The 22721-nt window shown below is 36.0% G+C and carries 25 protein-coding genes; 10 read left to right on the top strand and 15 right to left on the bottom strand.

From position 1 onward, the window contains the following. Positions 1-3: 3 nt before the first annotated feature. A complete protein-coding gene (locus ACFQ39_RS03695) occupies positions 4-1128 on the bottom strand; it encodes a hydrogenase small subunit (protein WP_377176574.1) in 1125 nt (374 codons plus the stop codon). Positions 1129-1347: 219 nt separating this feature from the next. Between ACFQ39_RS03695 and ACFQ39_RS03700 the strand changes: the two genes are divergently transcribed. The 8 genes from ACFQ39_RS03700 to ACFQ39_RS03735 all read left to right on the top strand — a co-directional run bounded on the left by ACFQ39_RS03700 (position 1348) and on the right by ACFQ39_RS03735 (position 8377). After that, complete coding sequence (locus tag ACFQ39_RS03700) at positions 1348-1689, top strand: hydrogenase maturation nickel metallochaperone HypA/HybF (RefSeq protein WP_377176576.1); 342 nt, start codon at positions 1348-1350, stop codon at positions 1687-1689. 119 nt (positions 1690-1808) lie between these two features. Then, positions 1809-3632 (top strand): NAD(P)H-dependent oxidoreductase subunit E, encoded by a 1824-nt coding sequence (locus ACFQ39_RS03705; RefSeq protein WP_377176578.1) that lies wholly within the window; start codon positions 1809-1811, stop codon positions 3630-3632. Beyond that, positions 3625-4887: an NADH-quinone oxidoreductase subunit B family protein gene (locus ACFQ39_RS03710; protein WP_377176580.1), complete on the top strand. Its 1263-nt coding sequence runs from the start codon at positions 3625-3627 to the stop codon at positions 4885-4887. The genes ACFQ39_RS03705 and ACFQ39_RS03710 overlap by 8 nt, the downstream gene beginning before the upstream one ends. A gap of 2 nt (positions 4888-4889) precedes the next feature. Further along, complete coding sequence (locus tag ACFQ39_RS03715; RefSeq protein WP_377176582.1) at positions 4890-6338, top strand: Ni/Fe hydrogenase subunit alpha; 1449 nt, start codon at positions 4890-4892, stop codon at positions 6336-6338. Next, a complete protein-coding gene (locus ACFQ39_RS03720; RefSeq protein WP_377176584.1) occupies positions 6322-6798 on the top strand; it encodes a hydrogenase maturation protease in 477 nt (158 codons plus the stop codon). Before ACFQ39_RS03715 ends, ACFQ39_RS03720 begins: the two co-directional genes overlap by 17 nt. Positions 6799-6858: 60 nt before the next feature. After that, positions 6859-7659, top strand: coding sequence for a hydrogenase nickel incorporation protein HypB (hypB, locus tag ACFQ39_RS03725; RefSeq protein ID WP_377176586.1), 801 nt, complete (start codon positions 6859-6861; stop codon positions 7657-7659). A 4-nt stretch (positions 7660-7663) separates the two neighbouring features. Continuing rightward, the gene (locus ACFQ39_RS03730; RefSeq protein WP_377176588.1) at positions 7664-7927 is read left to right on the top strand and encodes a HypC/HybG/HupF family hydrogenase formation chaperone; all 264 of its coding nucleotides are present in this window, start codon (positions 7664-7666) and stop codon (positions 7925-7927) included. A gap of 33 nt (positions 7928-7960) precedes the next feature. Beyond that, a complete protein-coding gene (locus ACFQ39_RS03735) occupies positions 7961-8377 on the top strand; it encodes a hypothetical protein (RefSeq protein ID WP_377176590.1) in 417 nt (138 codons plus the stop codon). Between the two features lie 16 nt (positions 8378-8393). Here ACFQ39_RS03735 and ACFQ39_RS03740 read toward each other — a convergent pair whose 3' ends face one another. The 14 genes from ACFQ39_RS03740 to ACFQ39_RS03805 all read right to left on the bottom strand — a co-directional run bounded on the left by ACFQ39_RS03740 (position 8394) and on the right by ACFQ39_RS03805 (position 20656). After that, a complete protein-coding gene (locus ACFQ39_RS03740; RefSeq protein WP_377176592.1) occupies positions 8394-9299 on the bottom strand; it encodes a TIGR01777 family oxidoreductase in 906 nt (301 codons plus the stop codon). Between the two features lie 10 nt (positions 9300-9309). Next, positions 9310-10209, bottom strand: coding sequence for an aldo/keto reductase (locus tag ACFQ39_RS03745; protein WP_377176594.1), 900 nt, complete (start codon positions 10207-10209; stop codon positions 9310-9312). 12 nt (positions 10210-10221) lie between these two features. Beyond that, a complete protein-coding gene (locus ACFQ39_RS03750) occupies positions 10222-11214 on the bottom strand; it encodes an acyl-ACP desaturase (protein ID WP_377176596.1) in 993 nt (330 codons plus the stop codon). A 152-nt stretch (positions 11215-11366) separates the two neighbouring features. Further along, the gene (locus tag ACFQ39_RS03755) at positions 11367-11765 is read right to left on the bottom strand and encodes a c-type cytochrome (RefSeq protein ID WP_377176598.1); all 399 of its coding nucleotides are present in this window, start codon (positions 11763-11765) and stop codon (positions 11367-11369) included. Between the two features lie 13 nt (positions 11766-11778). Next, entirely contained in the window at positions 11779-12648 is an 870-nt protein-coding gene (locus ACFQ39_RS03760; protein ID WP_377176600.1) for a hypothetical protein, read from the bottom strand. Continuing rightward, complete coding sequence (gene nrfD, locus ACFQ39_RS03765) at positions 12645-13961, bottom strand: NrfD/PsrC family molybdoenzyme membrane anchor subunit (RefSeq protein ID WP_377176601.1); 1317 nt, start codon at positions 13959-13961, stop codon at positions 12645-12647. The genes ACFQ39_RS03760 and nrfD overlap by 4 nt, the downstream gene beginning before the upstream one ends. Then, positions 13958-14923, bottom strand: coding sequence for a 4Fe-4S dicluster domain-containing protein (locus tag ACFQ39_RS03770; RefSeq protein ID WP_377176603.1), 966 nt, complete (start codon positions 14921-14923; stop codon positions 13958-13960). Before ACFQ39_RS03770 ends, nrfD begins: the two co-directional genes overlap by 4 nt. A gap of 17 nt (positions 14924-14940) precedes the next feature. Beyond that, the gene (locus ACFQ39_RS03775) at positions 14941-15207 is read right to left on the bottom strand and encodes a hypothetical protein (RefSeq protein WP_377176605.1); all 267 of its coding nucleotides are present in this window, start codon (positions 15205-15207) and stop codon (positions 14941-14943) included. A gap of 66 nt (positions 15208-15273) precedes the next feature. After that, entirely contained in the window at positions 15274-16164 is an 891-nt protein-coding gene (locus tag ACFQ39_RS03780; protein WP_377176607.1) for a DUF5777 family beta-barrel protein, read from the bottom strand. Between the two features lie 18 nt (positions 16165-16182). After that, positions 16183-16569, bottom strand: a complete 387-nt coding sequence (locus ACFQ39_RS03785) for a c-type cytochrome (RefSeq protein WP_377176608.1) — start codon at positions 16567-16569, stop codon at positions 16183-16185. A gap of 143 nt (positions 16570-16712) precedes the next feature. Continuing rightward, positions 16713-17783: a multiheme c-type cytochrome gene (locus ACFQ39_RS03790; protein WP_377176610.1), complete on the bottom strand. Its 1071-nt coding sequence runs from the start codon at positions 17781-17783 to the stop codon at positions 16713-16715. Between the two features lie 293 nt (positions 17784-18076). Next, on the bottom strand, positions 18077-18550 hold the full coding sequence (locus tag ACFQ39_RS03795) for an SRPBCC family protein (protein WP_377176612.1): 474 nt from the start codon (positions 18548-18550) through the stop codon (positions 18077-18079). Next, positions 18550-18762, bottom strand: coding sequence for a Lacal_2735 family protein (locus ACFQ39_RS03800; protein ID WP_377176614.1), 213 nt, complete (start codon positions 18760-18762; stop codon positions 18550-18552). Before ACFQ39_RS03800 ends, ACFQ39_RS03795 begins: the two co-directional genes overlap by 1 nt. Positions 18763-18850: 88 nt before the next feature. Then, complete coding sequence (locus tag ACFQ39_RS03805; RefSeq protein WP_377176616.1) at positions 18851-20656, bottom strand: fasciclin domain-containing protein; 1806 nt, start codon at positions 20654-20656, stop codon at positions 18851-18853. Between the two features lie 146 nt (positions 20657-20802). Here ACFQ39_RS03805 and ACFQ39_RS03810 point away from each other — a divergent pair, with 146 nt between their 5' ends. Next, entirely contained in the window at positions 20803-21696 is an 894-nt protein-coding gene (locus ACFQ39_RS03810) for a MerR family transcriptional regulator (protein WP_377176618.1), read from the top strand. 68 nt (positions 21697-21764) lie between these two features. Beyond that, positions 21765-22661, top strand: coding sequence for a MerR family transcriptional regulator (locus ACFQ39_RS03815; protein WP_377176621.1), 897 nt, complete (start codon positions 21765-21767; stop codon positions 22659-22661). The last annotated feature ends 60 nt before the right edge of the window (positions 22662-22721 follow it).

A 22721-nucleotide genomic window follows, 5' to 3' on the forward strand; every position in this document is an offset into this window, starting at 1 on the left:
GTTTTAAGAGTCTAAATTATCTAAATTCGATTTTCCCCGTGAGGTTCTATCCTTCAATTCTTTACGTTTAGAAACGTTGGCAGCCACCGCGTGAAGTGCAATACCACCCGCCAAAGCTCCAGCGGCAACTTTTCCGATTTTATCCGCGTTATTTTCTATGGTAAATCCGGGAACATTAGTCAATCTTTCGTAGAAAGGACCATTATCCCAGAAATTAGCTTCACTACAACCAATGCAGCCATGACCAGATTGTATAGGATAACTCACACCGTTATTCCATTTAATTGTTCCGCAGGCATTATAAGTCATAGGACCTTTACATCCTAGTTTATATAAACAGTAACCGTCTTTCGCATTTTGGTCATCAAATGACTCAGCAAATAATCCAGCGTCGTAATAAGGTCTTCTATAGCAACTATCATGAACTCTTTTCGCATAAAATGCTTTAGGTCTTCCTAATCTGTCTAATTCCGGTAATCTTCCAAAAGCAACCACATGCACAATGACACCAGCCATTACTTCTCCAATTGGTGGACAACCAGGAACTCTTATAATAGGTTTGTTTTTAATGATCTTGTGTATGGGTGTTGCATTGGTAGGATTTGGTTTGGCAGCCTGCACACATCCATTTGAAGCACAACTTCCCCAAGCAATAATGGCTTTGGCTCCTTCGGCAGCTTCCAACAATTGATCTTTCGCAGATCTGCCTGCAATACAACAATAGTTGCCATCTGCTCCCATTGGAACAGAACCTTCCACACATAATATATATTCCCCTTTGTATTTCTCCATGGTAGCATGTTTGGCTGCTTCTGCCTGATGACCGGATGCAGCCATAAGGGTAAGGGTGTAATCCAATGAAATTTTGTCCAAGATAATATCCGCTACAATGGGATGGTTAGACCTGATAAACGATTCACTACAGCAGGTGCATTCTTGAAAATGTTCCCAAATTACTGGCAATCTATATGTAGATTCTAAAGATTTAGCCACCTGCCCTACCATAGAATTACTCAAACCCATATAGGCGGTTATATAAGTGGCAAATTTCATAAAATCACGGCGTGAGTAGCCTTGTTTGATAATGCTTTCGTAATACGTTTCCTTTACTTCTGTTTTTGTTGCCATAGCCAAGAAAATTAAAAAAGACCTTATTTTGAGGTGTGCTAATATTAGCGTACTTTAAATGTAACTAAAAATGTTAAAAAAATCAAGCTAAATACCTAATTTAGAACAAGTTAAAATAAGCTGTAAAACATGATAAATGTCATGTTTTTAATACCGATTTTATTACTTTTTTCATCTATTTATGCCTAATTTTGTAAGACCAATTTTAAATTGGACACCATGCATGAACTTTCTATTGCATTAGGTATCGTAAAAATTGCCGAACAAGAAATTGCTAAATCGGAGAAGAAAAAGATCGACACCATTGAGTTGGAAATCGGGACACTTGCCGGGATAGAATTTGACGCACTGGAGTTTGTTTGGCCCATGGCCGTTGAAAAAACTGTTTTAGAAAAATCTCAAAAAAAAATAGAAATCATAGCAGCCAAAGCAAAATGCATGGATTGTGATACTATTTTTAATTTGGACTTTATATATGATTCTTGTCCAAACTGCAATAGTCACATTAAAGCAATACTTCAAGGAAAAGAATTAAGAGTTAAAGCACTTCAGGTGTCTTAACTATTTACATATGTACGTCGCGCTGTTGTATCGAAGGGCAGCAATTGGGAACATCAGAAGGAAACAAATTATGATTAGCACATGGTTGTTGCTAGATCATATCCATATATTTATTTCTTATGGCAGTTCTAACCCCTCCTCGGCCAAAAACCGAATTGATGAATGTCTTGTGGGATATTCAACGTAAAAGACGATTTATAAGTCATGACGATATGACTAAAATCTGTGAAGAGTTTCATATGTCTCGGATGGAGCTCGAAGGTGTAATTACTTTTTATCATTTTTTTCATCGAGTGCATGCCGGTAAGTTCACTATTTATTTAAATTCTTCACTGGCTTCCAAACAAAAAAACTTCAATAAAGTAAAAAAAGCTTTTGAAAAGGAATGTGGTACGCGCTTTGAAACCGTAAGTAATGATAAAATGTTTGGTTTGTTCTTAACTTCCTGTATCGGACTGAGTGACCAGGAAACAGCTGCACTGATCAATTTTGTTCCATTTACCAATCTCACACCAAAAAAAGTAAGGGTCATTATTGAAAAACTCAAAAGAGGAGAATCATTAGACTCTTTGATCGAACTACCTGAAACAAATATTAGGTACACACCTCCACAAGAAAAAACTATTTTCTTAAAAAACTTTACTCCAGGTACATCACTAAAGAGTCTTACTAAATTTTCTCCAGAAGAAGTGATTACAATAATTAAAGATTCTCGATTAAAAGGACGTGGTGGTGCCTTTTTTCCAACTGGTCTTAAATGGGAGTTATGCAGAAATAACCCGTCAGACCAAAAGTATATCATTTGCAATGCAGACGAAGGTGAACCCGGAACATTCAAAGACAGGGTCTTACTGCAGCAATACGCTGCTCTATTGATAGAAGGAATGACTGTTGCGGGTTATGCTATTGGAGCTGACCGGGGAATTATTTACTTGAGGGCTGAGTATTTCTATTTAAAAGACCAGGTTCAAAATGCTATAGAAGAGGCACATCGAAACGCTTTATTGGGTAAAAATATCATGGGTATTGAAAACTTTAATTTTGAGATTGCTATACACATGGGCGCAGGTGCCTATATCTGCGGTGAAGAAACTGCCCTTATCCATTCTATTGAAGGGAAAAGAGGAGAACCTAGCACCAAAGAATATTTTCCTGTTGAAAAAGGATTTTTAGGAAAGCCTACGATCGTGAATAATGTTGAAACACTCTGTGCCGTACCCAGAATTCTAGAAATGGGTCTAGAAAAGTATTTGGCAATTGGAACTCCCATGACACCTGGCACAAAGTTATTAAGCGTTTCAGGTGACTGCCATAAACCTGGAATTTATGAAATTGAGTGGGGAATGAAGTTAAGAGATTTTCTAAAGCTCATTGAAGCTGAGAATCCCAGGGTGATTCTATTTAATGGTTATGCAGGAGAAATTTTGTCGAAAATAGATTTTGATAGGGAAATATCCGGCGAAAACCTCCTAGCAGAACACATTCAATTTAATTTAAATGACCCCATAGAATATTCCAGAAAAATGAGTGCGGTTGGTTTGAGAAGTGGAGGATCATTTATGGTATTCAATGAAAAAAGAGATTTGCTCGAAATACTCAAGAATATAACTGATTTCTTTGTCAAAGAATCATGTGGGGTGTGTGTTCCATGTAGAACCGGTAATTTCTTACTCACTAAAAAAATTCATAAAATAGAACTTTGTCATGCCGACAATAAGGATTTAGACGAAATAAAGGAGTGGAGTACAATCATCAAACAATCTAGTCGCTGCGGCTTAGGAAAAACATCTACCAACGCTTTATTAACCGCTCTATTAAAATTCCCTGAGGAATTTAGAAAATGTCTTTTGGCAGATAGCGACTACAATCAAGCATTTGATTTAGATAAAGCAACCAAAGAATACGAGCGCATTATAAACGAAATTGAAAATACCTATGGATAATCCTATAAACATAAAAATAGACGGCCATCATTATCAAGTAGAAAAAGGCAGAAACTTGGTCAATGCAGCCAAAGAAAACGGCATTTATATTCCAACTTTATGTCATTTTCACAACCAAAATCATCCTTTGGGAACTTGTAGAATTTGCACGATAAATGTAAACGGAAAATTTACTACAGCATGCACCACAAAGGTGCATGAAGCAATGGAGATCGAAATAAACACCCCCGAACTAATTAATACCAGAAAAGCGCTCATTGAAATGATCTATGCAGAAGGAAACCATTTTTGTCCGTCCTGCGAGAAAAGCGGCAACTGCGATCTTCAAAACTTGGCCTACGACATGGGAATTACATTTTCCCGATTTCCACATGTTTTTAGTGATAAATCAGTCGATTTTAATTCTAAACGAATGATTTTGGATTCAAACCGGTGTATCCTTTGTCAACGTTGTGTGGAAGAAATCAAATCTGAGGATGGAAAGAATATATTCTCTTTTGTAAAACGCGGTGTAAAAACAAGGGTATACATAGATTATGAACAAGAAGAAAAATTGTCAGAAGCAAAAGCCATAAAAGCTATGAACACCTGCCCTGTTGGTGCCATATTGGTAAAAGGAATGGTTTATAAACAACCCTTTGGCGAGAGTAAATATGACCTTACAGGAAAGAAAAAATTTACCCAAAATAAAAGCAACATGCGCAATGGCAAAAACAAATTCATCGTTGCAACCACCTCCTTGGCAGGATGTTTTGGTTGTCATATGTCTTTGCTCGACATCGATACAGAAATTTTAGAATTAGTAGAATTTATAGAGTTTAATAAATCTCCGCTAACAGATATCAAATCCTTTAGTAAACGTTGCGATGTTGGATTGATTGAAGGAGGATGCGCAAATTCTGAAAACATTCATGTACTAAAAGAATTTAGGAAAAAATGTGATGTTTTAATCGCTTTTGGAGAATGTGCGATTATGGGTGGAATTCCAGCAATGAGAAATTTTATTCCGCTTGAGGAGTGTTTAGAAGAGGCTTATATTCATGGTGTTACCAGCGAAATAGGCGCCAATATTATTCCGGATCATGAAGACATTCCTAAGTTACTAAATAATGTCTACCCTTGTAATGAGATCGTGAAAATTGACCATTTTATTCCAGGCTGTCCGCCAAACGCAAATCATATTTGGAAAGTGGTCAAAAACATTTTAAAGGGAGAAGAATTTACCATTGCACATGAAGAATTTAAATACGACTAACCATGAAAAAATTAGTTATAGACCCTGTTACACGTGTAGAAGGTCACGGTAAAGTAACGATACAATTAGATGAAAACAACCAGGTAAAAGATTCATATTTTCATATTGTAGAATTTAGAGGTTTTGAAAGATTTATTCAGGGCCATCCCTATTGGGAAGCTCCGGTCCTGGTACAGCGACTGTGTGGAATTTGCCCTGTCAGTCATCATTTAGCTGCAGCCAAAGCCATAGACCAAATTGTAGGAATTGATCCCGATGATCTCTCAGTACCCGCACAAAAAATTAGACGATTATTGCATTTCGGACAAGTATTTCAATCACACGCATTACATTTCTTCTATCTCGCCTCACCCGACTTACTTTTTGGGGTTGATGAAGCTCCATCCAAAAGAAATGTAGTCCAAGTTGCCATTAAAAATCCAGACTTGGCTAAGAAAGGTATTCTGATGCGAAAATTTGGTCAGGAGATCATCAGAATGATTGCCGGGAAAAGAATCCATGGAATATCTGCGGTGCCTGGTGGAGTTCACAAAAAAGTAAGTATCAAAGATCGTGACTATTTTCTTTCCGGCAAGGAGATTCCTTCCATCAATGCAATGATCAATTGGTCTAAAGAGATTATTGAATTCATGAAAGGATATCACGAAACCAATAAAAAATGGTTAGATGAGTTTGCTGCTTACGCTTCGGGTCATTTAGGTTTGGTAAATAAAAAAACTGGATTTCTAGAATTATACGACGGAAACTTACGTGCCATAGACGGAGATGGAAATCTAACACTTCATGATGTTCCGAATGATGATTATCTACAATATTTTAAAGAAGGGGTAGAAAAATGGTCTTATTTAAAATTTCCCTATCTCAAACATTTAGGAAAGGAAAAAGGTTGGAATCGAGTAGGACCTTTAGCCAGGATGAATGTCTGTTCAGGAATAGAAACCCCTTTTGCAGAAAAAGAGAGAATCATTTTTAAAATGATGACCGAAGGAAAAGTAAATAACCGAACCATGTATTCGCATTGGGCCAGATTGATAGAAATGCTCTATTGTGCGGAAATGATGAAAAATTTATTGAATGATGATGATATATTAATCAATGATCTAGTTAGAAAAGGTAATAGAAGAAATGAAGGCATTGGTATAATTGAAGCACCCAGAGGCACTTTAATTCATCATTATGAAGTGGATGAAAAGGATAGAATTACCAGATGTAATTTAATTGTTTCGACCACACACAATAATGAACCGATGAATCAGGCCGTAAAATGGGTTGCGAATCATGTCATTAATGGAAATTCGGAAATTACAGAAGGAATGATGAACCAGGTAGAAGTAGCCATAAGAGCCTATGATCCCTGTTTGAGTTGTGCTACACACGCACTTGGCGAAATGCCTTTGCATATCAGCTTATTAGATCATTTTGGAAATTTAATAGATGAACGAAAAAATTAAACAAAGTTGTTTGGTTTTGGGAATAGGTAATTCCGGAAGACAAGACGATGGTTTGGGTTGGGAGTTTTTGCATCTGCTAGAACAACAGAATTTGTCTCATGTTGTTTGTGAGTACAGGTTTCAATTACAAATAGAAGATGCAGAACTTCTCAATTCTTTTCATGATGTTATTTTTGTTGATGCATCAAGAACACATTATGACAATGGCTTTTATTGGGAAATCGCTAAACCATCAAATCAATACAGCTTTAGCACACACAGTTTAAAACCCGAAACAATTCTATTTCTTTCAGAAAACCTTTACAACCACAGACCCAACTCGTACATTTTAGGAATAGAGGGTTATGAATGGGAATTGTACAACGGAATATCAAAAAAGGCCAATGGCAATCTAAAAAAGGCCTATAATTTTTTGTTAAATGAAATTTTTATTCCTTGGCATTTATATCAGAAAGAGTAACAAATGTCATCTCTCAAAAAATGATAATTCACTATATTTGAGTAATTAAAAGCGTTTATTATGTGCGGAACATGCGGTTGCGGAAGCGAAGAAGTAAAAATATTAGATCATGAAAGTCATGGTCACCACCACCATGAACACGATCATGATCATCAACACCATGACCATACTCATCCTCATTCACATCATCACGATCACGATCACCACGATCATTCAGTTTTAAAAGTTGAAAAAGATGTGCTCTTTCACAATGATCAAATGGCCGCAAGAAATCGTGGCTTTTTTGATGGCAAACAGATTAAAGTTTTCAATTTAGTGAGTTCGCCCGGTTCAGGAAAAACTTCGGTGCTGGAAAGAACTTTACAAGACCTTAAATCAGAGCATCAATTTTACGTGATTGAAGGAGATCAGCAAACCATGAATGATTTTAATCGAATTCATGCACTAGATATCCCTGCTATTCAAATCAATACAGGAAAAGGTTGTCATTTGGAAAGTGATATGATCTATAAATCAATAAAAAAATTAGACATGAAAGACCAGTCTACACTTTTTATTGAAAACGTAGGTAACTTGGTTTGTCCATCAATGTTCGATCTGGGTGAAGATAAACGTATTGTAATTATCAGTACAACAGAGGGTGAAGATAAACCGCTCAAATATCCGGATATGTTTTACACCTCGCATGTTTGTTTGATTAATAAAATTGACTTGTTACCCTATCTTCGAACCGATCTTCAAAAAATTAAAGAAAATGCATTGAAAATCAATCCAAATCTGGTGTTTTTTGAAGTGTCTGCCACTACTGGAGAAGGAATGCAAAAGTGGTATGATTGGCTCACCAATTTTAAAAAAGATTAGACCCATGTGTTTATCAATCCCGGGAAAATTAGTTAAAATAACAGCAGAATTAGACGAAACATTTAGAACTGGCTTGGTTTCATTTGATGGCATTACCAAAGAAATTAGTCTGACTTTAGTCCCCGAGGCAAAAATTGGCGACTATGTTATGGTTCATGTGGGAGCTGCCATTGCTGTGGTTGATGAAATTGAAGCAAAAAAAACTTTTGATCTGTTAAAACAATTAGGCGAATTACACGAATTAGAAACTGACGAGCCTGAAGTATAAATTCTTTCGATTAAAAAAATAAGAAGAATTTTATTGACAAAAAAAGCCACACATATTATATACAACGAGCGGAAAAAAGCCATTGTTATTGATGACAATTCGCCACAGCAATACCAGTTCATCAGTCTTTTGCTAGGGCTAAATACGGCCAATTCATTAATTAGGCTTTACAAAATAGATGTCAGTGCCATTACACATAGTGATTATTTTTGGCTCGTAATTGGAATTTTTTCGGCAGCCGCCTTATTGTATCGATATTTAAAAAAAACATCCGCAAAAGAAATAAAGCTAGAGGAGATAGAATCTTTTAAAATTAAGCGTGTTTTTGGAAATGAAAGATATAGCCTGATTTTAAAGAATGGTAAGTCGAGAGATCTATACCTCGATTTTCTTAGTAAAAAACATTTGGATGAGCTTTTTACAGAATTAGGCATAAAGACTTTGAAATAAGAAGACTTTGTTTACCTTACAATTCCAAATCTTTTAATGCTTCCCCAAGTTTTGGAAACTGAAATTTAAAACCATTTTTTAATACCTTATTGGCTGAGACTCTGCTTCCTTCCAATATAATTACCGCTTGTTCTCCTAAGATTATTTTTAATAAAAAACTAGGAACTTTGGGCATAAAAAAAGGTTTACCAAGCACCTTTGCCATTGTTTTCATAAAAGATTGATTACTTTGAAAATCGTTGGTCACTGCATTATAGGCTCCAACCATTTTATCATCTTTCAGTGCTTTTAAATACATCTGGCATAAATCGTCGATATGAACCCAGGGCATATATTGGTTTCCTGTTCCTACCGCAGAACCAAAACCTGATTTGACCAAGGGAACTAGCTTCTTCAAAGCGCCGCCATTTTTAGCGAGTACAACTCCAGTTCTTAACTTTACTACTCGACTTCCCAATGCGTCAAACTGATCTGCGGCATCTTCCCAAACTTTACAGGTATTTCCTAAAAAATCATCGTAAAAAGGATCTGTCTCATCAAATATTTTTTCGGAAGTAATCGCACCATACCATCCTACAGCAGAGGAAGAGATAAACGCTTTTGGCTTGATATTTAACTCCTTGCATTTATCAAAAAGAAGTTGCGCCGAATCTACTCTACTGTCTACAATTACTTTTTTTCTCTGATCAGTCCATTTTTCATCACCAATTCCTGCTCCTGCTAAATGAATGATATAATCGACATTTTTTAAGGCTCCTCCTTCGATAAAACCTTTTTTAATATCCCAAACATAAGTCCGATTTCTAGATTTTGGATTTGATGTCCTGCTTAGAATACAAACTTCATATCCATTCTTTGAAAGCAAGTCACACAAACTTGTTCCAACCAGACCGCTCGCTCCAGAAATAATAACTCTTTGCATTACTATATGTCTAAGGTAATTCTTCTCCTAATCCTGCTTCGTAAATTTGAAACCATTGCTCTAAATTCAAATCAATTTCTAGCGATTTAGCCGCAGACTTCACTCTTTCAATTTTACCGGTGCCAATAACAGGGCAAATACCCACCGGATGTTTAACTAACCAAGCATAAACAACCTGATCTACACTACAGTTCAACTCCTCTCCGATTCTGTTAAGTACTTCAAGACAACTTATAATTCCCTCATCTTTCGTATTAAAAATGTTTCCTCCACCAAGTGGTGACCAAGCCATCGGTTTGATTTTATGTTTTTGAAAAAAATCTATATTTCCATTTTCAAAATGTTCTAAACAAAATGGAGAAATTTCTACCTGATTTGTCACTAAAGAATCTGACAAATAAGACTGTAACACTTCAAATTGACTGGGTTTAAAATTAGACACACCAAAATGAAGTACTTTTCCTCCTTTTTTTAGAAATTCAAAGGCCCGAGCCACCTCCTCTGCATTAAAAAAAGGTGAAGGCCTGTGCAGCAATAATAAATCTAAGCGATCTGTACGCATGTTCTTAAGCGATGTTTCAGCACTTTTTACTATATGCTCATAGCTGTAGTCGTAATGTTTTGCTTTTCGCTCCGGAAACTTATCTGAGAGTAATTTGATCCCGCATTTACTGATAATCTTTATTTCCTCGCGCAATGATGGTTTTAATTTAAGCGCCTCCCCGAACTTTTTCTCTGATTCATAATTCCCGTAAATATCTGCCTGATCAAAAGAATCTATCCCCAAACTGAGCACTTCTTCTACAAATTTGAGAAGTTGCATATCTGAATAGTTCCAGTCTGTGACACGCCATAAGCCTTGAACAATTCTTGAGATGCTTAATGTATCTGATAATTGTGCATATTCCATTTTACAACCTTTTTATAGATTATAATTGAGCCATTTAAATTCATACTGCTTTTCCGGAATAATCGATCGTTCTGCAATTCTGATCAATCTATCTGGTAATTTCATCAAATAATCTCTGGTCTTTTCTGCCGATTCATTTAATGATTTTATATTGGCGATATCCCATTCTTTAATCAACATAGATAGAATATCAATATAATCTTCTGTTGTATACACCTTTGCCCTTTGTGCTGCATCAGAAAAATAACCAAATAAAGAGCCGATTGACCCACCTGTTTCACGCATAAAATGTGCGGGCATCACAATTTTTTTCTTCATCATATCTCCAAAGGCCAACATCATTTCGCTTGGATCTAGTTCAAATATTCTCCTGATAAATTCCATATAAGCCCTGGCATGACGAGCTTCATCACTTGCTATTACCCCACACATTTTTGCCAACAAATGATTTCCTGATTGTTTTGCCTGAGTCGCTACTCTTCTATGGGAGACATTGGTAGCCATTTCTTGAAAACTGGTATAAACAAAATTTCTGTATGGATCTCCTCCCGTTTGAATATCGAAACCATCATTGATTAAATGCTGAGTGGTGACCTCCATTTCTCTCATGTTCACACGGCCGGATAAATACAAATACTTATTCAACACATCCCCATGTCTGTTTTCTTCGGCTGTCCATGCCCTTACCCATTTGGTCCAACCAGAATGATTGTATTGATCTAATCCTTCCAATCCCATCAACCAGGATTCGTAGGTTGGCAAAGCTTCTTCTGTGATGGTGTCTCCAATTAACACAGCAAAAAGATCATGATTCATTTCTTTGCACTGCCCTTGAATCTCCCTCACTTCTTCCATGAAATTATCACTGGTTGTATCAGGGAGATAATCAGAAGGTTGCCAATTTTCTTCGATCGGTTTTAAATATTTAGACAGAAATTCATTCATCGATTTTTCTAAAACCTGCATGACTTCTATACGTGTTCTTCCTTTTGCTGAAAAATTCATTCTCTTATTTTAATGATTTTGTTTTGATTTTTTTCAAAAATACAGCTATTTCATGAATGGTGATACAAATGCCTATTTTTATGTAAAGTTGTAAAACAAAAAGGGGAAGCAAAAAAGCATCCCCTTTCTAAAACATTTAAAAAAATTTACACTTACTCTTTTAAAGTTCTCATATAATTTACAATTAGCCATCTGTCTTCATCATCAGGCATTTTTTTTGTAAATTCAGGCATATCATCTCTTCCAAAGGAAGTTTTATAGAATAATTCTCCATCTGTCTGTTTTTGGTATTCAGCTGAAGAAAAGTCTCCAAGATCTCCCTTCATTTCATTTGCTTTAGGACCGTCTCCGTAACCTTCCTTTCCATGGCAAGATTTACAATGTTTATCATATAATGATTTACCAATATTTAAATCCGCCTTTGGATCCGTTGGATTTTTCATGTTGACGTACTTTTCAGGCACTATCCACTTCTCTTGCACTACAGTTGTAAAAGAATATAGAATAAAGGCAAGAACACTAACAAATGTTAACAATTTAAAGATTTTCATAATTTTATAGATTTTAAGCTTTTGATATTCTAAAAAGATTTCGAATTAGATAAACTATTGTTATCCATATACCAAATATAATAAAATTCGCAATGATTAATAAATACATCGGCGCTTTATTTTTGGGCCCCCACATCGTGCGTTGATCAAAGGTCGATTCCTGAACGACTGGTACACCCACAGGCGCATTTACCCTTGCCTTAACCGTCCCGTATTCATCACTTTCTGAAAGGACTACTTCTAATAAAAGGTTGCCATCTATGCCAGGTATATCATCCGGAATTTTCACCATGATAGACCCTTCTTCATCAGTGTTATTAAAATCTTTTCCAAATTTTAACGGTCTGATAAGCCTGTCAACTTGTGTAAATAAAGACCGATCTGCCAATAAACTGTCTGTAGCAGCATCCATTAATTGGGCTGTTATATAATTCACACTATCTTTTTCAATCACCCTTGCTATGATTTTTGCGTCTCTCACACTGATTCTTGTGCTTGCTTTCGTCAACGTGTCATTCCCTTTGTACAAAGCTCTAATAGTATATGTTGTTGTTGAGTCCATTTTTAAAGACGCCAAACTCGGAAGAACTAGGCTTCCTTGCCCATTTTCATCTGTCATAACATGACCTAATGCATACTCCTCCTCACCAACTTCATTGGATATCATTATATGAGCACCCGTAATTGCAACATTTTGTCTTCCAATCCTGGAGCTGGCTTTCAAATTAATCATGACTTCGCCATCCATAACTTTAACATATTGGCCATTTAAACGTACCTTATGCTTTTCAACGTCCTGAGCCTGTAACATTTGTACTAGAGCCAAACAAAAAACAAGGGCTAATAATTTACTGATTCTGTATATTCTTGTATAGCTTTTCATGACGCAACATTTGAATTATTCTCATTGGCTTCTTGCTCGTCTGCTGTTCTCTGAATAGGGATAACGGGTAAGTACCTAACTAACAATGTTATGATTAATAAGGCCATCGCTAGGGTAGCAAAAGTGATGATCCATTCATGTAAACTTGGATAGTATTCATGCCAGGACTCAGGCACCCCCTGAATGGGTAAAAAAGGATGTAACAAGGTAGGAGTAACAATAATGAAACGTTTCCACCAAGAGGTAACCACAACAATCAAACTAATAACGAACATGGTTTTTGGCTTTCTCCCTTTTTTAAACAGAAGTAGAAAAATTGGAATGATCAAACCACCAATGGTAACCATCCAGAATAGAGTAGCATAATGGCCTTCAAACAAGGTTTGAAGGTGCAACGCCTCATCTTTCTTAGCTGTAATAAGTGGTAAAAAATACTCATTGATCGTAAAATATAAGTAAATCATACAAGTCAATGCCAGTAATCGCCCCATCTTTTCAAAATGCATTTCTGTAATATATTCTTCTAAGCTGAGTGACTTTCTAACAACATAAATTACAGCGACAAGTGCTCCTACACCGGCAACTGCTGCTCCTGCAATGAAATAGGGAGCAAGACTGGAACTGTCCCAACCTACCCGGTAAGTTGTAGAAAATAACCAGGCATCAATCGTTTGAAGAATGATTCCCACTGGAATAATCAAAGTAGCAACTACCTTGATAGATTGCGAGAGGATTGATTTCTGTTTTGCACTTCCCTTCCAATTTAGAGCAAAAAAACCATAGACTTTACTACTTTTAGGCTTTTTATCTTTAAAATAATTCTTCAGTAAGGCCAAATCTGGAATAAGTGGAAAGAACAATAACAAGATAGCTACGGTCATAAAGGTCGGAATGATAAAAACATCCCAAGTAATTGGCGATTGAATTCTGGCATGGATGAATAGATTCAGTAAACGATCCGGACGAGCCATATCGATAATAATTGTAATCCCTGCCATGATGATGGCCGCAACCGTAATAATTTCGGCAATCCTAACAATGGGTGTTCTCCATTCTTTTCCTGTTAATCTCAATATAGCCACAGCGATTGCCCCAACAAAACTTGTAGCCACAAAATATACGAAATTCGAGATATACACACCCCAAAGCATATAATCCCTCAGATTCGTTACTTCTTGTCCTTTTATAATTTGATCAATATAGGCAATCAGTCCTGCAATGATAACCATCACCAAAAAAACAACCCATAAAATTCCCTTTTTATTAAATTCTTTGGGTGCTAAATCATTTAAAAGTTTATCGTAATTTTTCATGATTCTTCGTTTTTATCAACAGATTTAAACTCGTTGTAATTCTCCAATCCGTCTTCAAACTCCACCAAACGATCCACTGGCGGTAAATAGTAAACACTAGGTTCTGTTCCTAATCCTTCCATCAATCTGTAACCCGCCTTATCTTTTAATAGTTTACTGAAACGCAAGGTTTCTTCGCCATTAGTAACCGTATCTTCATATTTATCTCCAAAATAAAACACCCCATTTGGACAAGCCGTTACACAATGAGGTAATTTGTTCTCTTGAACAGCATGCGGGCAAAAATCACATTTATCAACTGTACCTTTGATACTGTGATGCCCCTGATGCTCAGGCGTATGTTGATGACCTGTGAGATCAATATTCAATGTAACTTCCTGATTGGGTTCGCCCCAATTGAATACACGAATAGAATATGGACAAGCAGCCATACAAAAACGGCAGCCCACACATCTTTCATTATCTATTAATACGAGACCATCCTTTCTTTTAAAGGTTGCTCCAACTGGGCAAACAGTAACACACGCAGGCTGATCGCAATGCTGGCAGGTGGTAGGCATCCAATAAGGAGCTGTGTCCTTTGTTTCCTGCATTTGATAGACTTTCAACCAAGCATTATCTCCGGTAATGTAGTGATGCTTATTGCAAGCAGATTGACAGGCAAGGGCATTTTTACATTTTGCCAGATCGATGACCATGACAAATTTTCTGTTAGGTATACCTTCTCTTACATTGTATTTATCTTCACTGTCGTGATGATGCTCTACTTCGTGTACTTCAGATGAATCTACCTGTATAAGTGTACCATCAGTGGTCATCAACTCAACAGTTTCTCCCTCATTATTGGCATTTAATTTAGAACTAAGCTTAGAAATACCTAAACCACCTACAACGGCCGCGAGCCCAAATTTAAGTCCCTTATCGAGAAAATTACGCCTCGGGTTCTTGTTCTGTTCTTCCATAATCTTTTAGATTTTTATCAAAGTTTTTTACCCAACCAATGCAAAAGTCCTTTGTTAGAAATATTCTTCTGAACTACTTTTGAATTTTTGATGGTACTGGTTCTCACTTTTACCACAGTACCGTCGGGTTTCAAAAGTGTTTGGAATTCATCCTCTTTGGTGTCTGTGGATTCCTTTTCTATTGTTTTACCTATCCCCAAAAAAGGAATAAGTAGAGTGCTTCCTAGAATCGGAAGCATACTTCTTCTAGAAAATTTGTTTTCTTTTGTCGGTTTTTTATCCATGATTTTATTTCATAAAAAACGGCAAAACAATTCCCCCCTTTTGTCTTGCCGTTTATGTTTACTGAACTAAAAATTATATACTCTCGTAATATTAAATCCTAAAAGGATATCTCCATTAAAGAAATCATTTGTGTTCCACATATAATTCTGCTGTGGAACGATACCACTTAAATTACTTACAAATATTTGAAAAGCATGCGCAGAGGTAGCAAATTCAAAGCCCAAACTCAAACCAGGGTGGTTGGAATAATTACCGTCGTCCATCACGTTGTCAAATTGAGTGATCGGTTGGCTGTAATCCACTAAAATGGCTGTTTGTGGTGATATTTTATATCTTGCCCCAAATGCAATAGCAAAACGATCATTCTCCATTCCTTCTTCTACCAAATTGTAGTGAGAAATACTGGGCGCAATTTGCATAGAGAAATTTGGACTAAATCTTCTCGAAATAATGATCTGGTGGAAATAAGAATAACGGTCCTGATCATAGTTGAAATAATCCCCTGGATTTTTTTGTTTCAAAGCGTTATAAACGAAATTACCGTAATAAGTTAGGTTAATCGGCATTTTGCCTGAACGTGTTTGTCTTAAAATCGCTGCTTTTAGGTCAAAATCTTGCAACCTTTGGTTTTTGGTTGTTCCATAACCTACGGTTAACCAATCTAAAATGGCATAAGAAAGACCTAATCTGATATTAGAAGCACCCCATATTCCGGCCATGTCATTTTCATCAAAATTGATGGTTCCGAATCTGTGATTCATTTGCACTTCCATGGTGTTTCTTTGAAATACCACATCCGTAGGATTATCAACAATAAAAGAGCTTTCAAATGCACGACGTTCAGGTTTATCTGTAACTTCTTCCTGCACTTCTTCTTTTGTTGCATCGTCATCTTGAGCCATGGCTAAAAAAGGAAATGCTAAAAAAATAAGAAGTAATGATATATATTTTTTCATGATTATCTTGCTTTATTGTTAATTATTCTTGGCTCCTTGATCGATCCAACCCTTCACCAAATTGATATTGGTACTCGATAATTTAGCGCCGGGAGGCATTAATGGAACACCATTTGTACCTAATAAAGAATGATATAACACACTGTTATCGGCATCTCCTGTTAAAACATAACCACCGTTTAACAAGGCATTATAAGAATTTGAAGGTCTCAGGTCAGGTGCCACAGCTCCTTTATGGCAATTCACGCAATAATCAGCCCAAATGGGCATGATCTGTTCGCTGTAGGATATATCGTCTGGTGGTGGGATAACTTCTCCCTCATCCACAATCACTGTGTCGTAATAACAGGATTGTAAAAAGAGCATTCCCACGCTAAACAGAACTATTTTAAATAGTTTTTTCATTTTACTCAGTTTTAATTTTAGGTTAGATTAACTCGAGTATGTTTTTAACAAAACACAAATCAATTAAATCTCTTGAATTATTTAGGTTGTTTAAAAAAAGTTCAGAAGAAAGTAAACTTCTGAACTTTTTCTTTTCCCAAATATTAGTTTTGTAAAGCCTCTATAGAGTTTTTCAATAAAGCTCTTGTGTATGCAGGATTGTGGATACCATGACTCTGATCTTCGTATACAGTTTTGTAATTCCAGATAGCAGATGCATCTTGTGCAGATACAACTAATGGATTAGAGCTACTTGCATTTTCTCCATTCGGACCTTTTACATATCCATCTTCACCTATATATCCTTTTGCCAATAACAAGTCTTCTAAAGCTTTGAAATCTGCAGTAAATCCATTGATTTCATCAGGAATTTCAGTCATATTTTCATGACAAGTTGTACAAGCATTTAATGAAACATTAAATGTATGTGATCCATTATCTTCAGTAGTACCTTCGTTCATATGACAATTGACGCAAGAAGAACCTGTTCTATGAGTTGCCGACCCCGGTGCTGGATATTGTGTTGAACCGGTAAGGTTTGCCGCCATTATACCTTGTAACATGGTTGCTTGTGGTCCGTGGTGTGGACCATATCTTTGACTTGTAATGGTTACCTCTCCTGTTCCTCCAGGAACTGGATAAGAGTTTCTTGGTTGGTGACAAGTGATACAGTTGTTACTTGTTCCACCAAAATCAATGATGGTTGCTTCGTCGATCACTAATTTAACCGGATCAAAATTTCTTAAAGCGTAATCATAGCCTTCATTTTCAAAATCAAAAGTGGTGTGTGTGTCGTGACAAGTTTTACAGTTCATTACACCTGTGTTTGCATAAGCCCCTTCCGCCTCGCTGACTGCTCCATTGTTGATGTAATCAACATATCCTAATGAACCGTGACATTGAGCACAACTTGCGCTTCTTCCTCTGGCCCATGCACCATCCATACTACCGTGACCCGACATGGCAAATTTTCCCTCTATTTCTTCTTTGTGTGCAATGGTATGACAAGTAGCACATTCCGTGGTACCATTGATACCATCCATACCATCTACTCCATCTACTCCATCAAGACCGTCTGCCCCAGGAGGTCCAGGAATTGGGTCGGTGGTACACGACATAAACATAATACTGATCGCTAATAAAACCAGTGAACTAATTGATTTAAGTGTTTTCATAATATTTGAGATTAACATATTCTTATAAATAATGAATAAATTTAAGAAGACATTAACACTAATAACATGACAAATATCATAATACAAAAATATATATATATTTGATTATCTGATGATTAAGTATTGTTTAGAATGCTTTTAAATAAAAAAAGTCCCGCAAAGGACATGTCTAAGTAACTTTTGTAACGAAGTTTTAAAAAAAATGTTCTTTTAGAAGTGAATCATTCTATGATTTTAGGAAGAATAAAAAGAGAGATTATTCTATTGCAGTATTTTGTTGGGGCCGAACCTGGTTAAGTATTTTGATAGGTACCAAATCTCTTTTCTAAGACAACTCTTCTGTAGTTGAAAATCTCATTTAGCTTTTTTTCGATCATTAAGTTTTTTGAGATGGCCCCTAAAAAACCAAATGGTGGTTGATAGGTGATAATATCTTTCATATAAACCCCTTTTTCTATGGGGATAAGATGATGTTGATGATGCCACATGGCATATGGTCCTACCCTTTGTTCATCTATAAAAAATTCTTGCTCTTTTACTTGAGTAATTTCAGTAAGCCAATCCATTTTAATCCCCATCATTGGGCTAACCTTATAACCAATAATCATACCCGCGTACATTTTTTCAGGCAAATTCGGGGTGGTTATTTCAAAACCCATATAATCCGGCGTAATTTCTTTCAAATTGGCAGGAGACGAGATAAAATCCCATAATTCTTCTACCGTACGATTAAAGCGTTGCTCTTGAAAAAATTGATAAAAGGCCATTAGGAGTTTCTTAAAAGTTTTAACTCTTGAAGCAAGTTTTTTGCTTCTTCAAATTTTTGGTCACTTTCCTTTTTGTTAGTTTGAGCTAGATCAAACCATTGTTCTATTAGGCTTTTGATCTTCGCTTTTAACTTTTCCTCACGTGACAAATAAGACTTGTTTGCTTTCATGATGCTCAAAGAAATAGGTTTGTAAGTTAATTTAAGGTTCATTTTTTTTTGATTTAAAAAAACCGGCGGTTGGGGAGCCGCCGATTTTTCGTCCTAAAATCTATGTTAACTACTTATGAAAAAAAGGGTATTATAAAGCTAGGGGTAATAAAACTTTGTCTATCACATGGATCACACCATTACTACCGTGAACATTTACTTCTACAACATTAGCATTTCTTCCACCTGAAAGATCTTGCAGAGCAACTGCACCACCTGTAATTCTTACAATTGTATTTTGTCCACTCAACATTGGAATAACTTGGTTATTTACAAGTTGAGAACTAAACACTCTACCATTCGTAGCGTGGTAAGTTAGTACCGCTGAGATCTGATCTTCAGTTAAAGTTGGAATTACCGAAGCTATTTCTGCAAAAGCCGCATCAGTTGGAGCGAATACGGTGATGTTGTTTGCTGCTTTTATAGCCGCTGTAATATCTTCGTAGGCTGGATTTGACAACAAGCTAACCAAAACTGTAAATTGAGATGCATCGCCGTTATCTGCTAATGCTGCTGCAATATCTACAATATCTCCTGCTGGTGGTACCAACGTTCTGTCGATAACATGAATCACTCCGTTATCTTTTTCAATATCAACCGCTGTAATGGTACTCAATCCATTCACTAAAACTGAATTAGTTAAGTAACCTAAATAGATGTTTTCCTCATTTAACATTTTTGCAATACCACTTGCTGGTAATTGAGATGATAAAACTTTAGCACCTAATACGTGATATAATAATACTGGTGTTAAATCATCTTTAGTCAATCCATCTAATGAAGTAATTCCTGCTTTGACAAATGCTGCATTATCTGGAGCAAATACAGTGATATTATCTGTGGTAGAAACTGCATCTAACAATTCTGCTTTTCTAAGGGCAGCAGCTAAAACCGTGAAATCTTTATTGAATAAAACTACTTCTCCAATATTTCCTACGGCGGTTGTTACATAGGAAGGTAATAATACACCATCTACACCATGGATAACACCATTGATGGCAGCTACATCGGCAGCAATTACATTTGCGTTGTCAATTTTAACACCGCTTCCACTCACATCTACAGTTACAGATTCTCCAGGTAATAATGTTGGTACATCTCCATTACTTAATTCATTTGAGAAAACAGCTCCTCCTAAAATATGGTATGTTACAATTTCTTTTAAGATTCCGGTTGGAATATCATTGATGCTGTTTTTTCCTAAGGCAGCAAGTGTTGCATCAAAAGCAGCATTAGTTGGTGCAAAAACGGTTAAATCTGCTGTAGGATCGTTAGCAGCTGCTAATAGATCAGACATTTCTGGTAAACTCAAGATCTGAACTAAAGTTGAAAAGTTTGGATTTGATGCCGCAATTTGTACAATGGTTTGTGCTGCAAAATCGTCTGGAATCAAAACTTCATCAATAATATGGATCACACCATTTGAAGCTTTAATATCAGCATCGGTTACCATAGAAGATCCGTTCAGCGTAACAGAATTACCATTCACATCCACCAAAACGGTTTGTCCAGCTAGAGCCGTATTTACTTCTCCGTCTGTCAAATCTTTAGAATACACTTTTCCATTTACAACGTGGTATTGTAACAAGGCCGTTAATAAGGTTGGGTTACCTAATATATTGTTCAGTGTCGCTGGATCTATTTTAGCGAAAGCTGCATTTGTTGGTGCAAATACGGTGAACGGTCCTGTACCTGATAAATAGCTAGTAAGTCCGGCTGCCTGAACAGCACTTACAAGTGTACTTAATTCTGCATTGCCTTGGGCTACCTCTACAATGTTTTTCGATGGTTTGTCATCGTCGTCATCACAACTAGTTGTGAATAATAATAGTCCAACCATAAGGACAGAGAGAAATAATCTCCCGGATAATTTTAAGTGGTTTGAAATTGTTTTCATGTTTAACTTTTTTTAATTATTGTTCGACAAATATAAAAACTTTTTCTATATTTGTTCAACTTTTTAAATGTTTTTTTAAACAAAAAAAGTAAAATAATTTTTAAGCATTTGATTTTAAGCATTTTACACTCGTAAAAAAATAATTTATGACATATTCTATAGCAGAAGCAGAGAGATTAACAGGTATTAAAGCACATACTTTAAGGATTTGGGAAAAGCGATATGACTTTTTAGTACCCGAAAGAACAGATACGAATATTCGATTCTTTAGTGATGACCAGCTTAGGAAACTTATTAACGTGAGTATACTTATTCAAAACAAGCATAGAATTTCAACCATTGCCAGAATGGATGATGACGAAATCAATCAAACAGTTTCTGGAATTCTAACTTCTGATGATACGAGTCATGACGAAATCATCAAGGCACTTGTAATGAGTATGCTAAAACTAGATGAGGCCGAATTTAACAACATCTTTAACAGGCAAATTTTAAAACAAGGCTTGGTAAATACCATTCTCCATATTATTTATCCATTTTTAGAGCAGGTAGGCGTACTCTGGGGAACAAACAAAGTTTTACCCGCTCAAGAACATTTTACATCCAATTTAATAAGGCAGAAACTTATATCCGCTTTTGAGAGCTTACCTCAACCGGCGCCTGATGCACCAAAAATTGTTCTATTTCTTTTGGAAGATGAAAATCATGAAATTGCGCTATTGCTCGGTGCTTTTATTGCCAAAGATTTAGGTTGGAAAGTTTATTATTTGGGACAAAATGTTCCTTCTGAAGACATAGCTACCCTAGTAGACTATTTAAACCCCAGGTTGCTGATGACCATGTTCATTATTCCCAGACCTAAAAAAAGAGATGATTCCTTTTGTGAAATGCTGGTCGAAAAAAATATGACTTTACTATATGGTGGAAATCCAAAGAGTTTTCCATGTACAATGGCTTCAGAAAATTTTGTCGCCATAAAAAATCCCAATCATTTTATAGATTTTCTAAACCACAGTCTTGCTACAATGAAAGAAGTTTAGAATAAACGGTATAAAACTTGCAACTTTGCTCATTTTGTTTAATTTTGTCCTGCACATCATTAATCAAAATGAGTATAAAGACAACCTATTCGATCAAAGATCTAGAGCACCTAAGTGGGATCAAGGCACACACCATTAGAATTTGGGAACGCCGATACAATTTATTCGAACCTAATCGAACAGATACAAACATCCGCACTTACGATCAAAAAACGCTTCAAAAATTGCTCAATGTGGTACTTTTACTCGAAAACGGTTATAAAATTTCCAAGATCTCAGAAATCAAAGAAAGCGATTTATATAGTATTACCCGAGAATTACAACTCAAAAAACACTCGAGTACTTACGCCCTGGACACTTTAAAATTAGCGATGCTAAATTTTGATAGGGTACTTTTCGAACAAGTGTACAATCAGCTGCTTGAAAAACATGATTTTAGAGAGATTTTTGTAAATTACTTTATTCCTTTTCTCAATGAAATTGGGATGCTTTGGGTCACAAAGACGATTTCGCCTGCACACGAACACTTTATTTCAAATTTAATTAAGCAGAAACTTCTTACAAATATTGAAAGGGTACAACATATGCCTTCTCAGCAAAAAGCGACATGGGTTCTTTTTCTGCCGCTCAATGAAATTCATGAATTAGGGTTGATGTATATCCATTTTGAATTATTACTCAAAGGTTACAATTCTATTTACCTGGGTATGAGTACACCCATAGAAAACTTGTTAGATTTGCAAAGCGTTTATGACGATATTACATTTGTAAGCTATTTTACGGTAGAACCTACAGAAGATAAAATTCAGAATTATTTAGCCCATCTAAACGAATTCATTTTAGAACCGAGAAATGAAAAATTACATATACTGGGAAAAAATAGCGAGTTTATTAGTGATAAAGCGCTAAATACCAGTATGATTAAGCACAAGACCTTAAAACATTTCTTAGAAGTGATAGAGTAAAATTTTACGTATTTCTTTCCAATATTTTTTATTAACTTAACCCTATCCAAAGCAGAAGCT

Source organism: Namhaeicola litoreus, assembly GCF_042679565.1.
Taxonomy (GTDB): domain Bacteria; phylum Bacteroidota; class Bacteroidia; order Flavobacteriales; family Flavobacteriaceae; genus Namhaeicola; species Namhaeicola litoreus.